Annotated in this window: 10 protein-coding genes, 2 tRNA genes and 1 rRNA gene; 6 read left to right on the top strand and 7 right to left on the bottom strand. The window is 62.7% G+C overall.

What is annotated here, in order from left to right; genetic code table 11:
* Positions 1-42: 42 nt before the first annotated feature.
* Entirely contained in the window at positions 43-915 is an 873-nt protein-coding gene (locus ACOIX3_RS37095; RefSeq protein WP_420966935.1) for an alpha/beta fold hydrolase, read from the bottom strand.
* A gap of 231 nt (positions 916-1,146) precedes the next feature.
* Between ACOIX3_RS37095 and ACOIX3_RS37090 the strand changes: the two genes are divergently transcribed.
* Positions 1,147-1,806: a TIGR02594 family protein gene (locus ACOIX3_RS37090; RefSeq protein WP_420966934.1), complete on the top strand. Its 660-nt coding sequence runs from the start codon at positions 1,147-1,149 to the stop codon at positions 1,804-1,806.
* Between the two features lie 81 nt (positions 1,807-1,887).
* Here ACOIX3_RS37090 and ACOIX3_RS37085 read toward each other — a convergent pair whose 3' ends face one another.
* The 3 genes from ACOIX3_RS37085 to ACOIX3_RS37075 all read right to left on the bottom strand — a co-directional run bounded on the left by ACOIX3_RS37085 (position 1,888) and on the right by ACOIX3_RS37075 (position 4,312).
* Positions 1,888-2,820: a YARHG domain-containing protein gene (locus ACOIX3_RS37085; RefSeq protein WP_420966933.1), complete on the bottom strand. Its 933-nt coding sequence runs from the start codon at positions 2,818-2,820 to the stop codon at positions 1,888-1,890.
* A 137-nt stretch (positions 2,821-2,957) separates the two neighbouring features.
* Positions 2,958-3,740, bottom strand: coding sequence for an MOSC domain-containing protein (locus ACOIX3_RS37080; protein WP_420966932.1), 783 nt, complete (start codon positions 3,738-3,740; stop codon positions 2,958-2,960).
* 56 nt (positions 3,741-3,796) lie between these two features.
* On the bottom strand, positions 3,797-4,312 hold the full coding sequence (locus tag ACOIX3_RS37075; RefSeq protein ID WP_420966931.1) for a GNAT family N-acetyltransferase: 516 nt from the start codon (positions 4,310-4,312) through the stop codon (positions 3,797-3,799).
* Positions 4,313-4,369: 57 nt separating this feature from the next.
* Between ACOIX3_RS37075 and ACOIX3_RS37070 the strand changes: the two genes are divergently transcribed.
* Together ACOIX3_RS37070 and clpB are read left to right on the top strand one after the other, a co-directional pair.
* Positions 4,370-4,933 carry a helix-turn-helix domain-containing protein gene (locus tag ACOIX3_RS37070; protein ID WP_420966930.1) on the top strand — a complete coding sequence of 188 codons (564 nt, stop codon included), beginning with the start codon at positions 4,370-4,372 and terminating at the stop codon, positions 4,931-4,933.
* 192 nt (positions 4,934-5,125) lie between these two features.
* Complete coding sequence (clpB, locus tag ACOIX3_RS37065) at positions 5,126-7,777, top strand: ATP-dependent chaperone ClpB (protein WP_420966929.1); 2,652 nt, start codon at positions 5,126-5,128, stop codon at positions 7,775-7,777.
* Between the two features lie 54 nt (positions 7,778-7,831).
* Here the strand turns inward: clpB and ACOIX3_RS37060 are convergent, their stop codons facing one another.
* From ACOIX3_RS37060 to ACOIX3_RS37050, 3 genes are all read right to left on the bottom strand, one after another.
* On the bottom strand, positions 7,832-8,098 hold the full coding sequence (locus tag ACOIX3_RS37060; protein WP_420966928.1) for a hypothetical protein: 267 nt from the start codon (positions 8,096-8,098) through the stop codon (positions 7,832-7,834).
* Positions 8,099-8,193: 95 nt separating this feature from the next.
* Positions 8,194-8,556 (bottom strand): SPW repeat protein, encoded by a 363-nt coding sequence (locus tag ACOIX3_RS37055; protein WP_342729054.1) that lies wholly within the window; start codon positions 8,554-8,556, stop codon positions 8,194-8,196.
* A 182-nt stretch (positions 8,557-8,738) separates the two neighbouring features.
* A complete protein-coding gene (locus ACOIX3_RS37050) occupies positions 8,739-10,802 on the bottom strand; it encodes a M23 family metallopeptidase (RefSeq protein WP_420966927.1) in 2,064 nt (687 codons plus the stop codon).
* A gap of 1,026 nt (positions 10,803-11,828) precedes the next feature.
* On the opposite strand from ACOIX3_RS37050, the gene ACOIX3_RS37045 reads away from it, so the two are divergent.
* The 3 genes from ACOIX3_RS37045 to ACOIX3_RS37035 all read left to right on the top strand — a co-directional run bounded on the left by ACOIX3_RS37045 (position 11,829) and on the right by ACOIX3_RS37035 (position 13,716).
* Positions 11,829-13,319, top strand: a 16S ribosomal RNA gene (locus tag ACOIX3_RS37045).
* A gap of 209 nt (positions 13,320-13,528) precedes the next feature.
* Positions 13,529-13,605, top strand: a tRNA-Ile gene (locus ACOIX3_RS37040).
* 35 nt (positions 13,606-13,640) lie between these two features.
* Positions 13,641-13,716, top strand: a tRNA-Ala gene (locus ACOIX3_RS37035).
* The last annotated feature ends 310 nt before the right edge of the window (positions 13,717-14,026 follow it).

Here is a 14,026-nt window from a genome sequence, read left to right as displayed (position 1 = left end):
ATGGATTCCGGGTTCTCGCTTCGCGAGCCCCGGAATGACGGCTCACACCGGCGCCGCCACCAGCGATCTCGGATCGCGCACCGGCCAGCGGCCGGCCTCGACCAGCGCGATGAAGCGTTCGACCATCTCGTTGAACAGCGCGGGCTCCTCTAGGTTGAGTACGTGGCCGGACTTCGGGAAGAAGGAAAGGCCGGCGGCCGGCAGATGCTGCTTCAGGAACATGCTCGGCGCGATGCAATTGTCGTCCTCGTCGCCGCACAGGATCAGCGCCGGCGTCGCCGCGCGCTTGATCGCGTCGGTCATGGTGTAGATCGAGGGCCTGCCGCCCTGGAAGCTCCGCATCGTGTTGGCTGAGCCCTTGGCGTCGTGGCGGGCGAGCGCGGCGTAGAAATCGGCATGGCCGCGCGGGTCCTTGACCAGGAATGGGATCCGGCTTGGCGCCTCGCGCGTCACCTTGGCGACCTCCACCGAGCCGATCGCCTCGTATTGCTCGGCATTGGCGCGGCACTGCGCGCGGAAGGCATCGAGATTCTCGAGGCTGGAGCCGGAGCCGACCGCGGCCAGCGTCATCGACAGCGCGCGCTCCGGCGCGTTGAGCGCGACTTGCAGCGACGAATAGGAGCCCATCGAGAGCCCGATGAAATGCGCCTTCGCGATGCCGAGATGGTCGAGCACCGCGAGCGCGTCGGTGTAGAAATGCGTGTAGGTGTAGACGTCGGCATTCGCAGGCACGTCGGATGGGGTGTAGCCGCGCGCGGAATAGGCGATGCAGCGGTGACCGCGGGAGAAGTAGCGCAGCTGCGGTTCCCAGTTGGTGTGATCCGCTGCGAACTCGTGCAGGAAGATGATCGGGGTCCCACTGCCTGCCTCTTCGAAATGCAGGCGGACATTATCTTTCGTGATGGCGTGGGGCATTGAAATTCTCCTCTCGTTGGCCGCCCCCAGATTTGCAATTAATTTCCGCGGCTGCAATGCGGCAGTTCTGGCAATTTTCGTCACGGAATTTGCGCGGAATGACCCCGAAATCGTTTTCGCAACGCCGCATGAAATCTTCCTCTCGCCACATCCCGATCTTCAAAACCACCGCCGCATTCCCTTGGGAACGCGACGGGGAGTTGGGGGGCGTTTCAGAGGATCTCGTGAAGTATGGTTCAGTTGCTTGCGTATCGCCGGTCGCTTCGAGTTTTGGCGCTGGCTCTGTGTTCGCTCACGCTCGCCGTGATCTCCGCCGCTCCGGCGTCCGCCCGCCCGCATCATTCGCGTCACGCGCATTCGGCCCATGCCGGCCATCACGCGCGGCATTATTCCCATCATCACCACCGGCACACAGCGCGGCTGTCGCGCGCCGAGCGCCGCGCCCAGATGCAGGCGGGCGGCTTCGGCGAGGCCAATGCGGCCGTGATGCCCAGCGCTGAGGCCGCGGCCAACACCGACGTGAACGCGGCCGGTGGGTTCGGCTCATCCGGCATCGTCGACGCGGCGCGCCGCTATCTCGGCGGCAATCCGACCGGCCGCTCCAGCCTGTGGTGCGCGCGCTTCATGAACATGGTGCTGCAGCAGACCGGCCATCGCGGCACCGGCTCCGACATGGCGAGCTCGTTCGCCAAATACGGCACGCGCGTTTCGGGGCCGCAGGTCGGCGCCATCGCCGTGATGGGCCGCCGCGGCGGCGGTCATGTCGGCATCATCACCGGCGTCGATGCCAAGGGCAATCCGATCATGATCTCGGGCAACAGCAGCCACCGCGTCCGCGAGACACCGGTCTCGCGCGGCCGGATCTACGCCTATGTGATGCCGACGAATTGATCAGGGACTGGCCACCTCTCCCCTGAGAATGGGGGAGGTGGTCATACGCGGTGCGAGATCAACCGATACTGTTGGCTGGCCTCACTTCTCGTGCTCCTTCGCCTCGATCGTGTCGACGTTGGTCGTCTCGAGGTTGCTCAGGGGGACTTCGACCGCAGCGGGTTGATACCAGGCGAATTGTGAGAAGTAGTTCGCGAGCACCTGATCCTTGAAGAACCGGCCATGCCGCGCGAAAATCTCGTTTCGTGCGATGCGCAGCTCGATCGCCGACATGTCCTTGAGGTCGGCCTCACTCAGAAATCGTCGATCGGAATCAGGAAAGAGAAAGCCGTCATGCGCCTTGGCGCGCTGCGTGACGGAGGCCGGAACGGCGGGCGGCGTCGTGCGTCCGACGGTGGTCTGATCGTCCTGTCCGCCTGACTTCGCCACGGTATGTTCGAACGCGGGCCCGACGGTCCAGACGGCCAGCGCCAATGCCGCGGCGGCGAGGCCTGCGCCGTACTTCCAGTAGCGCTTGATCGGCGAAACTTCACGCAGCGGCGATCGCCCGGCCTCACTCAGGACCTCGTTGATCGTATCGATCAGGCGGGTCATGTGGACGCGAAAATCCTGACCCGAGTCGACCCGGGCGGCGTTGCAGAAGTGCAGGAAGCGAAGCGATTCCGGCAGCTCGGCGGCCTCCGGCATGGTTGCGCCGTTCACCAGCAGCGGCAGCAGCGTCTTGTTGTGCTTCAGTGCCGTTTCGATCTCGAAGCGCACGGAATCTGCGGGATCCTCCAGACGCGCAGGTTTCCCATCGTCGGTCTTGCCGATCCAATGCGGACCGATCACCGCGATGACGATGTCGCAGGCGACGATGGCCTTGGCGATCCGGTCGACGAAGTTGGCGCCGGTGCGAATGCTGTTGACGTCGAAGAAGACGGATTTCTCACCGTACTTCTCGATCAAATGGTCGGCGATGCGGCCCGCTGTGTCCTGATCGACCCGCCGGTACGAAACCATGATCATGCTCATGGCAACCCCGTGCAATCAATTTCGACAAATTTGCTGCAATTCAAAATGTCGAGTGAAGTCTATTGCACGCAACCGAACATTGCAATGCGATGCACGTTCATGCCGTCTTCAAGAAATACGGAACCTGGGGGCGTGACCTAGTGCGGTTCCGCCGCAATCGTGTCGCCCACGGCCGCGCCGCCGTCGCTGATGATCTCGGCGTAGATGCCGCATTCGTTGTTGCCGAAGCGCTGCATCAGCGTGTTCGGGACCGAGAGATCGCGCGCGCCGGTGTCGGGATCGACATTGACCGCAGCACAACGTGTGATCCGCTTCACAACTTTTGCCCGTGCGCTGCCGATCGCAATGGTCTGGTCTAGCAGGCTGGCCTCATGCCAGGCCGGCCAGCCCTCGACATAGAGATTGGCGCGGAAGCGCAGCGGATGGACCGGCGCCTGCACCATGTCCTCGATCGCCCGCAGGCTGGCCAGGTTGATGATCGAGACCACCTTGCGCGGCACGTCGGAAAAACTGTGCCCGGGGCTGACCAGCACCTTGGGCGGCCCCTTGATCTGGCCGGCATGACGATCGGCGAAATAGCGCTCGATCGCCGCGCGCCCGGCTTCGGTCTCGAGATCGCCCTGCGCCACCATCGCGCCGTCCCGGCGCAAGGTCAGCACGTGGCTGTCATCGTCGAAATGGGCGCGCAGCGGCGCCAGCCACTCGTCCCGCTGCAGCATCAGGAAATGCGGCTTCGCCAGCCATTTCGGCGACGAGGGATCGAAACCGCTCGGGCCGTTCTCGATCGCGTAGCGGCGATCGGAGCGGAGCGTCTCGCCGACCTTGAGCTCGGCGCGGGGCAGCGGCTCGGGCGTCAGACCCTTGACGGGATAGCGGTAGATGCCGGTGATCCGGGCGGAGGAGGTGTGCGTGGTGTCCATGCTCCCGCTCTAGCCTGTTTGGCGCGCAAGGAGAACCGCCGCCGATGCGAAGGCAGCTAGTCGGGTCGTGCCGCGCCGGCGGCATCCAGCACGCGCTGCATGAAGACGAGGTCGAGCCAGCGGCCGAACTTGCGCCCGACCTCCGGCATCCGCGCGACCTCGACAAAGCCGGCCTGTGCGTGCAGCCGGAGCGAGGCGGGATTGCCGCCGTCGATGCCGGCGATCATCACGTGCTTGCCGAGCGCCGTCGCGGCGGCCACCAGCGCGTCGACGATGACGCGGCCAAGGCCGCGGCCGCGATGATCGGCGTGGATATAGACGCTGTGCTCGACGCTGTATCGGTAACCCGGGAAGGCGCGGAAATCGCCGAACGTACCGTACCCAAGCACCACCGGCCCTTCGGCCGCGACCAGCACCGGGTAACCCAGCGCCAGCCGGGCCTTCATCCAGGTCAGCCGCTCGGCGTCGGAATCCTGCTTCTCGGTCCAGATCGCGTTCGAGTTGGCGACCGCCTCGTTGAAGATCGCGGTAATCGCAGGAATGTCCTGCTCGGTGGCGGGGCGGATCATCATTGGTCGTTCCTCGATAAACCTCTTGAACGGACCTCATCGTCTACTATATAAGACAACATGTCAATTATAGAAGACGATGCCGATGAGGCTCTCGGGCGGCGGGTTCGCGCCGAACGGGAGGGACGCGGCTGGTCGCTGGCGGAACTCGCCGGGCGGGCAGGTGTGTCCAAGGCCATGCTGAGCAAGATCGAGCGGGCGGAGGCCAGCCCGACAGCGGCGACGCTGTCGCGGATTGCCACGGCCTATGGCCTGACCATGGCTGCGCTGTTCGAGGTTGCCTCACACAGTTCCCGCCTGCAGCGGGCCAAGGATCAGCCGGTGTGGCGCGATCCCAAGGCGGCCTATCTGCGGCGGCAGGTGTTCCTGCATCCGGCCAATCCGCTGGAGCTGGTCGAGGTCGAGCTGCCTGCCAACCAGGAAGCCGGCTTCCCCGCCAGCGCCTATCACCTGGTCCGCCAGGTGGTCTGGGTCATCAGCGGCCGCCTCACCTTGATGGAAGGGGCGGAGCGCCATGAGCTCGCCGCGGGTGACCGCGTCGAGCTCGGGCCGCCGTCGGACATCGTCTTCCGTAACGAAACTGCTCAGCCCTGCCGCTACCTTGTCGCCATCGTGCGGCGCTGAGCTCGATCGGGTGAAATCGCAAACCGTGGCACTTCCGTTTCGGAACCAAGTGCCCACATCTGCGGCAAGCCTGAAAAATGATGGCGACGACCAGAGGCTGGTTGAGGAACGTCAACGCGGCCCGCGGAAAACCCAATGAAGATGCCGTTGTCATGCCTGAATGGGTGACGATGGCAGGCCGAGGGAAAACGAATGAACATTGAGAAGTACACCGAGCGCTCGCGCGGATTCATCCAGTCTGCCCAATCGCTCGCAATGCGCGACGGTCACCAGCAGTTCTCGCCCTTGCATCTGTTGAAGGTGCTGCTGGACGACAATGAGGGGCTCGCCGGCGGTCTGATCGACCGTGCAGGCGGCAATTCCAGAGCAATCCTGAAAGCGACCGAAGAGGCACTGAACAAGCTGCCGAAGGTCTCGGGCAATGGTGCCGGACAGGTCTACCTGTCGCCGGAGCTGGCGCGCGCCTTCGATGCGGCCGAAAAGGCCGCCGACAAGACCGGCGACAGCTACGTCACCGTCGAGCGGCTGCTGCTCGGGCTCACGCTCGAGAAGGGCAGCGAAGCGGCTTCCATCCTGAGCAAGGGCGGCGTCACGGCGCAGAACCTGAACGCCGCGATCGAAGCGCTGCGCAAGGGCCGCACCGCTGACAGTGCGACCGCCGAAAACGCCTATGACGCGCTGAAGAAATATGCCCGCGACTTGACCCAGGCTGCGCGCGACGGCAAGCTCGACCCGGTGATCGGCCGCGACGAGGAGATCCGCCGCACCATCCAGGTGCTGTCGCGGCGAACCAAGAACAATCCCGTCCTGATCGGTGAGCCCGGCGTCGGCAAGACCGCGATCGTCGAGGGCCTGGCGCTGCGCATCCTCAACGGCGACGTGCCGGAGAGCCTGAAGGACAAGAAGCTGCTGTCGCTCGACATGGGCGCCTTGATCGCCGGCGCGAAATATCGCGGCGAGTTCGAGGAGCGGCTGAAGTCCGTCCTGCAGGAGGTCTCGTCCGCCGAGGGCGGCATCATCCTCTTCATCGACGAGATGCACACCCTGATCGGCGCCGGCAAGACCGACGGTGCGATGGACGCGTCCAACCTTCTGAAGCCCGCGCTCGCGCGCGGTGAGCTGCACTGTATCGGTGCGACCACGCTCGACGAGTACCGCAAGCATGTCGAGAAGGATGCGGCGCTGGCCCGCCGGTTCCAGCCGATCTATGTCAGCGAGCCGACGGTCGAGGACACCATCTCGATTCTGCGCGGCCTGAAGGACAAATACGAGCAGCACCACGGCGTGCGCATCACCGACTCCGCGTTGGTGGCCGCGACCACGCTGTCGAACCGCTACATCACCGACCGCTTCCTGCCCGACAAGGCCATCGACCTGATGGACGAGGCGGCGGCGCGGCTGAAGATGCAGGTCGATTCCAAGCCTGAAGAGCTCGATTCGCTGGATCGCGACATCATCCGGCTGAAGATCGAGCAGGAAGCGCTGAAGAAGGAGAACGACGCCGGCTCGAAGAGCCGCTTGCAGACCCTGGAGAAGGAGCTCGCCGGGCTCGAGGAGAGATCGGCGGCGCTGACGGCGCGCTGGAGCGCGGAGAAGAACAAGCTCTCCAACGCCCAGAAGCTGAAGAGCGAACTCGATGCGCTCCGTGTCGAGCTTGCCAATGCGCAGCGTCGCGGCGAATTCCAGAAGGCGGGCGAGCTGGCCTATGGCCGGATCCCCGAGCTGGAAAGGAAGCTCGCCGACATCGAGGCAGCTGAAAGCAGCAAGCAAAACGGCGGCGAGATGATGGAGGAGGCGGTCACCGCCAACCACATCGCGCAGGTCGTCTCGCGCTGGACCGGCGTGCCGGTCGACAAGATGCTCGAGGGCGAAAAGGACAAGCTCCTGAAAATGGAGGACGCACTTGCCAAGCGTGTCGTCGGCCAGGCCGAAGCCGTGCGTGCGGTGGCAACCGCCGTGCGCCGCGCCCGTGCGGGCCTGCAGGATCCGAACCGGCCGACCGGCTCGTTCATGTTCTTAGGTCCCACCGGCGTCGGCAAGACCGAGCTGACCAAGGCGCTCGCCGCTGACCTGTTCAACGACGAGACCGCGATGGTTCGCCTCGACATGTCCGAGTTCATGGAGAAGCACTCGGTCTCGCGGCTGATCGGCGCGCCGCCCGGCTATGTCGGCTACGACGAGGGTGGTGCACTGACCGAAGCCGTGCGGCGCCGGCCCTACCAGGTCGTGCTGTTCGACGAGATCGAGAAGGCGCATCCCGACGTCTTCAACGTGTTGCTGCAGGTGCTCGATGACGGCCGCCTGACCGATGGTCAGGGCCGCACCGTCGACTTCCGCAACACGCTGATCATCATGACCTCGAACCTCGGTTCGGAATTCCTGGTGAATCAGCCGGAGGGCGAGGACACCGCGGCGGTCCGCGATCAGGTGATGGGCGTCGTGCGGGCGCATTTCAGGCCGGAATTCCTGAACCGCATCGACGAGATCATCCTGTTCCACCGGCTGCAGCGGAACGAGATGGGCCGCATCGTCGAGATCCAGTTTGCGCGGCTGACCAAGCTGCTCGAGGATCGCAAGATCGAGCTCACGCTCGACGCGAAGGCGCGGAATTGGCTCGCGGAGAAGGGTTGGGATCCGGCGTACGGCGCCCGCCCGCTGAAGCGGGTGATCCAGCGCAGCGTGCAGGACCCGCTGGCCGAGATGATCCTCGCCGGCGAGGTCAAGGACGGCGATCGCGTGGTGATCTCGGAGAAGGGCAACGTGCTGACCTTCAACGGTCAGGTGCCCAACACCGCCGAGATCGTGCAGTTCGATGCCCCGGTCTCGAAGCGCAAGCTGAACTGACACGCGCATGCAAAAGCCCTCCCCGCGGTCGCGGGGAGGGCTTCGTCGTCCAGGCTAGTCCTGCGGAACGATCGGTGGACTGAGCTGACCGGGCTCGTCGTCATCGGCGGGTTCGAGTTCGGACAGAATATCGACCAGCTCGCGGGTGCGGCCTGTGGCCAGCGGCCTGCCGGCGTTCATCAGCGGCTCGTCATTGGCAAGCCAGGCCTGGGCCTCGGCGAGCTCGGTGATCGTGGCGCCGGATGCGATGATCCTGGCGATGGTGACATCGTCGGCGTGGCCGACGGCCTTCAGCACATCGTCGCGGGTGAGCTGGGTCATGGCGCAAATCCTTGTGCATATCTTCGTTGGGCACGACCAAATCCCCGCCCGCCGGCGATCCGCGCCAGCGGGTAGGGATGCCTTAGTTCAAGGCCTCAGCTGTGCGTTGTGAGCCGGGGCGGATGCTGGGACATCGCCCAGAGCTCGATCGCCGCAAGGGCCGCGACGGCGATGCCGATCACCACGTGCACGGTCGTCGCGGTGGTCATTGCCTGGAACCCGAGGACCCAGGGCGAGACCATTGCCCAAAGCCCGACGATGAGGTTCAGCCACTCCTCCCAGACCGCGAATGCCGCGAGCGCGGCGATCGCAAGGACCGCCATCACAAGGCCGACGATGTGGGCGTTGGTCGAAACCGTTCCGGCGTCGAACTTGAACAGCCACGGCGACAGGAAGAGAATCGCGCCGAGGATCAGGTTTGCGACGTCGCACAGTTTTGCGTTCGTCCAGTTCTCCATGACACCCTCCATTGGAGGTTTTACTGCTGAATCAACTGGATGATCGCCGTTCGGGTTCCCATCCTGGGGCGCGAAATTTATTGAAATTGGCGGCGTGACGCCTGCAAACGCCATCGCATCTGATCTGCGCCTGCAGCGTTTTATGGGATCTGCGCGGCCGGACCGGCCGGCCTTTTGCATCATCAGCGGTTGCTGATGGACCGCGTCATCGGCGCGCTGCCGGTGGCATCCGAGACGATGCGCGAGCTGCCGCGGCTGGACATCTGGGCTTCGATCCCGTCGCGCGCCTTCTCGAAGCCTGCCAGCATCGGGCCTTCGAGTGAGCGGCCGCGCGGCAGTTTCACGCGCATCGGATCGACGAATCGGCCGTTGACCAGGATTTCGTAATGGACGTGCGGGCCGGTCGACTGGCCGGTCGAGCCGACGAAGCCGATCACCTGGCCCTGCCGCACCTTCTTGCCGATCTCCATGCCCTTGGCGAAGGCCGACATATGGCCGTAGGCCGTCTCGTAACCGTTGGAGTGCTTGATGCGGATATATTTGCCGTAACCGCCCTCGTACCCGACCTTCTCGAGCATGCCGTTGCCGGAGGCAAAGATCGGCGTGCCGTAGGCGGTGGCCCAGTCGACGCCGGTGTGCATCTTCACATAGCCGAGGATCGGATGGCGGCGGCCGCCGAAGCCCGAACGCATGATCGCGTTGTTGACCGGCTTGCGGACCAGGAACTTCTTCGCGCTCTTGCCGGTCTCGTCGTAGTAGTCGACGACGCCGTCGTCGGAGCTCTGGAAGCGGTAGTATTTCTTGGTCTCGCCGCCGACGGTCAGCGCGGCGTACAGCACTTCGGTCTTTTCGGTGCTGGTGACGCCCTCGTCCTCGCCGGCATAGAACACGTCGAACGAGTCGCCGGGCTGGACCTTGCGCTGGAAATCGACGTCGTAGGAGTAGATCTTGACCATATCGTCGATGACGGTCGGCGGCACCTTGTTGCGCAGCGCGGTCTCGTAAATGCTCTGATAGAGCCGCACGCCGCTGCCGTCATCCTCTTCGTCGTCGCTGGAATTGTCGGCGGTATCGGTCGTGGTGTTCATGCTCTGCACGTCAACGGCAACGTATTTGCCGATATCGGACAGTGCGGCGACGGCTTCGACGACGGAGTCGTTGGCGACGATCACCCGATAGGGTTGCAGCCGGGCGCCCGGTGCCGACGGCGCCATCAGGATTCGCACCTTCTGGCCTTCCTTCAGCCCGCCGTCGCGGCCGCGCGGGCCGAGCGTTGCGGCGATCGCCTTCGCCTCGTCGGGCGTTGCGCCCTGATCGCGCAGGATCGAGGTGATGCTGTCGCCCTTCTTGACGAGGTGAACCCGTTCGCCGACCGGATTGCCGCCGGTGACCTGCTCCTTGGTCTTCGGCAGCAGGGTGACGTTCTCCGGCACCACGCGGGTCTCGAAGCCTGCATAGGGGTCGGAGGTGTTGCCCTCGGTGGCGTAGGCCATCCTGATATCGGGGCCGGCGCCGGTGGCATCGGCCGCGGCATTGGCGAGCGATGCGTAGCGCACCGAGCCGCCGGAGCCGCGCCAATTGGCGGCGTCGCGGACCCGCATCAGCACGTCGTCGAGTGCGACAACGGCGGCGAGCTTGGCTTTCGGCAGCACGGATCCGAGATCCTTGGTGACGAAAGAGACCTCGGCGTCGGGCTCGGCGGCGTCGGCCGCATTCGGATCCTCGGCCGCAGCGGGTGTGTCGGAGCCGACATCGGTCAACAGACGCTGCGCGTTGAACGCCGGTATCTTGGACGACAGATCGCTCGTGGTCATCGAGAGATTGCCGGAAATCCGGATGAAGGGCCGCACCCGCATCACGTCGCGATTGCCGACGCGGGTCACGGTCGACACGCGCACCAGGCTGCGGGAGGCGGAGGATTCGCTCGGCGGCGGCAGGCGGTCGCCCTTGTGCAGGCTGACGACGCGATCATTGCCGGTGAAGGCGCCGCGCAGCGCGCCTTCGACGCGCTCCGGCACCTTGGCAAACGTCATCTCGCCATCGAGCGACGCAAAAACGGCGCCGCCGATCAGGGCCGCGCCACATAGACCAGTCAGAATGGTGCCGCTGAACCATTGTACGGAGACACGGCGGCGATCGATCACCGCAGCCTCGGTGCCGTCGACTGAAAGCGGCGGTTCGTGACCGAGATCGATCATCCCGGTCTCGCGCCCAATGCCGCTTCCGCGTGACGCCCGTTGGCTCAACCCGATATCCCCCCAAATTCCAGCAACTGCGATCGACCTCTGCTCGTCCTCGTCCCCACCTCGATCCCCTGAAGAGGAATCCCGGCAGTGTGGCGAGCCACACGCATCGAAATCGAGAAGCCGATGGCCATTAGCTAGCCGCGATCTCGAACGTCAATGGTGTGCAGATCTCTCGATGTTGCTCGGCCGCGAAGGGAAGAGGCGACGGGTTCTTGGAGAAAATCGCCTGGTCCCCCTGAAGAACCACCCGAGCCCCCACAGGTTTCGAGCGGTCCAATGCATGTCATATAGCCAGAACGTCGCAGGATTGTGGCTCAAGTGCGGCATTTAAGGTGGAAAAGTTTCCTGAAGCAGGTCGATGCCGCCGTCCGGTCTGGAGCGCCGGGAGACCCGTTCCGGAGGGCTGGGGAACCCGTTCCGGAGGGCCTCACGAGCCCGTCGGCGACAAACTTTTTTTAAAGTTTTTTGCGACGCGCGCCGGGTTGCGAATTTTTACCTCCGACCTAAGCCATGGAAAATACGAGAACTTTTTCGCACTGCACACACGATTTCGGCGTGCGACGATTTGTTGACAATGGTCGTTGACAATCCCGAGGGGTGGGGACTATAAACCAACCACTGAGCGCGGCGCCGCCGGGTCACTGACCAAGGCGAGCGAACGCGCCACTGATGCTCCTCACTTCGATGAGTGACACAGCAGCCGACATAAATCGGTTGAGGTTCACTGTTCGTCGCTGAAGGGTAGAACCACCCTCTAAGGGTGTGGGGTCATCGGATCCCGGGCTGTTTGACAAGTGAAGATGAAGAAAGAGAAACGTGGACGGCGGAGTCCTTGCGTCTCTCGGAATACTTGAAAGCTTCGGCTTTTGACTTTCTGAGGGTGGACGAAAGACTTCGGCGGTACACGTTTAAAGGTTACACCATCGTTGCCAGCGATGTGAATCGTAGGCAGCTCGCAGACTTCGGTCGGCGAAGAATGGTGGGACCTCGTCAAACGTTGTGATCAGCCGGTTCAAAGTTCAAGTCCAACTTGAGAGTTTGATCCTGGCTCAGAGCGAACGCTGGCGGCAGGCTTAACACATGCAAGTCGAGCGGGCATAGCAATATGTCAGCGGCAGACGGGTGAGTAACGCGTGGGAACGTACCTTTTGGTTCGGAACAACACAGGGAAACTTGTGCTAATACCGGATAAGCCCTTACGGGGAAAGATTTATCGCCGAAAGATCGGCCCGCGTCTGATTAGCTAGTTGGTGAGGTAATGGCTCACCAAGGCGACGATCAGTAGCTGGTCTGAGAGGATGATCAGCCACATTGGGACTGAGACACGGCCCAAACTCCTACGGGAGGCAGCAGTGGGGAATATTGGACAATGGGCGCAAGCCTGATCCAGCCATGCCGCGTGAGTGATGAAGGCCCTAGGGTTGTAAAGCTCTTTTGTGCGGGAAGATAATGACGGTACCGCAAGAATAAGCCCCGGCTAACTTCGTGCCAGCAGCCGCGGTAATACGAAGGGGGCTAGCGTTGCTCGGAATCACTGGGCGTAAAGGGTGCGTAGGCGGGTCTTTAAGTCAGGGGTGAAATCCTGGAGCTCAACTCCAGAACTGCCTTTGATACTGAAGATCTTGAGTTCGGGAGAGGTGAGTGGAACTGCGAGTGTAGAGGTGAAATTCGTAGATATTCGCAAGAACACCAGTGGCGAAGGCGGCTCACTGGCCCGACACTGACGCTGAGGCACGAAAGCGTGGGGAGCAAACAGGATTAGATACCCTGGTAGTCCACGCCGTAAACGATGAATGCCAGCCGTTAGTGGGTTTACTCACTAGTGGCGCAGCTAACGCTTTAAGCATTCCGCCTGGGGAGTACGGTCGCAAGATTAAAACTCAAAGGAATTGACGGGGGCCCGCACAAGCGGTGGAGCATGTGGTTTAATTCGACGCAACGCGCAGAACCTTACCAGCCCTTGACATCCCGGTCGCGGACTCCAGAGACGGAGTTCTTCAGTTCGGCTGGACCGGAGACAGGTGCTGCATGGCTGTCGTCAGCTCGTGTCGTGAGATGTTGGGTTAAGTCCCGCAACGAGCGCAACCCCCGTCCTTAGTTGCTACCATTTAGTTGAGCACTCTAAGGAGACTGCCGGTGATAAGCCGCGAGGAAGGTGGGGATGACGTCAAGTCCTCATGGCCCTTACGGGCTGGGCTACACACGTGCTACAATGGCGGTGACAATGGGATGCTAAGGGGCGACCCTTCGCAAATCTCAAAAAGCCGTCTCAGTTCGGATTGGGCTCTGCAACTCGAGCCCATGAAGTTGGAATCGCTAGTAATCGTGGATCAGCACGCCACGGTGAATACGTTCCCGGGCCTTGTACACACCGCCCGTCACACCATGGGAGTTGGTTTTACCTGAAGACGGTGCGCTAACCCGCAAGGGAGGCAGCCGGCCACGGTAGGGTCAGCGACTGGGGTGAAGTCGTAACAAGGTAGCCGTAGGGGAACCTGCGGCTGGATCACCTCCTTTCTAAGGATGGTTCTTCAGCGAGCTCACGCTCACTATCGAACCGTTTTAGAAACATTCAGGGGCCAACAGTTTCAGGATTGTTGAGCTCCATTGGCGGGATTTCGCCGTCTTCGTTTCTCTTTCTTCGCGGACGAACACGCGCCAGGGGCTGAGCGCTGTGCGACGCACTGACGTAAGTTGGTAGCGCGCCGGTATGCCTCTCGTGTTAGGGGCTTGTAGCTCAGTTGGTTAGAGCGCGCGCTTGATAAGCGTGAGGGCGGAAGTTCAAGTCTTCCCAGGCCCACCATTTTGATCGAGTGCGGAGCATTCGTCTTCTGGTACGGGGCCATAGCTCAGCTGGGAGAGCGCGTGCTTTGCAAGCATGAGGTCGTCGGTTCGATCCCGTCTGGCTCCACCAGATGGAATTGAAGCTCGACAATGCGCCTTGCTTGAGAAGCCTTGTTCAAATCGTCCGCGAAACATCACTTCGCACTCATTGGTCCGGATGGACGGTGACGTGCGTGTTTTCTGACATCGTAAAGAGGAGATCGATCCGAGTTTGGATCTGCGAAGCAATTCGCGGGTACCATTCCTAATCTCCAGATCGTTTTCGGCGCTCGCGCATCGCAGCTCATCGCAAGATGAGTGAGATGAGCGAGTTGTAAAACGATCTTTGTAGCGAAGCTTGACCGCCTCGCTATCGGGCCGATCTTACGAAGCAAGCTGGT

It is taken from the genome of Bradyrhizobium sp. B120, assembly GCF_049075665.1.
Lineage (GTDB): Bacteria > Pseudomonadota > Alphaproteobacteria > Rhizobiales > Xanthobacteraceae > Bradyrhizobium.
The sequence above is the reverse complement of the archived record's forward strand: the minus strand, read 5'-3'. Positions and strand labels throughout refer to the sequence as shown.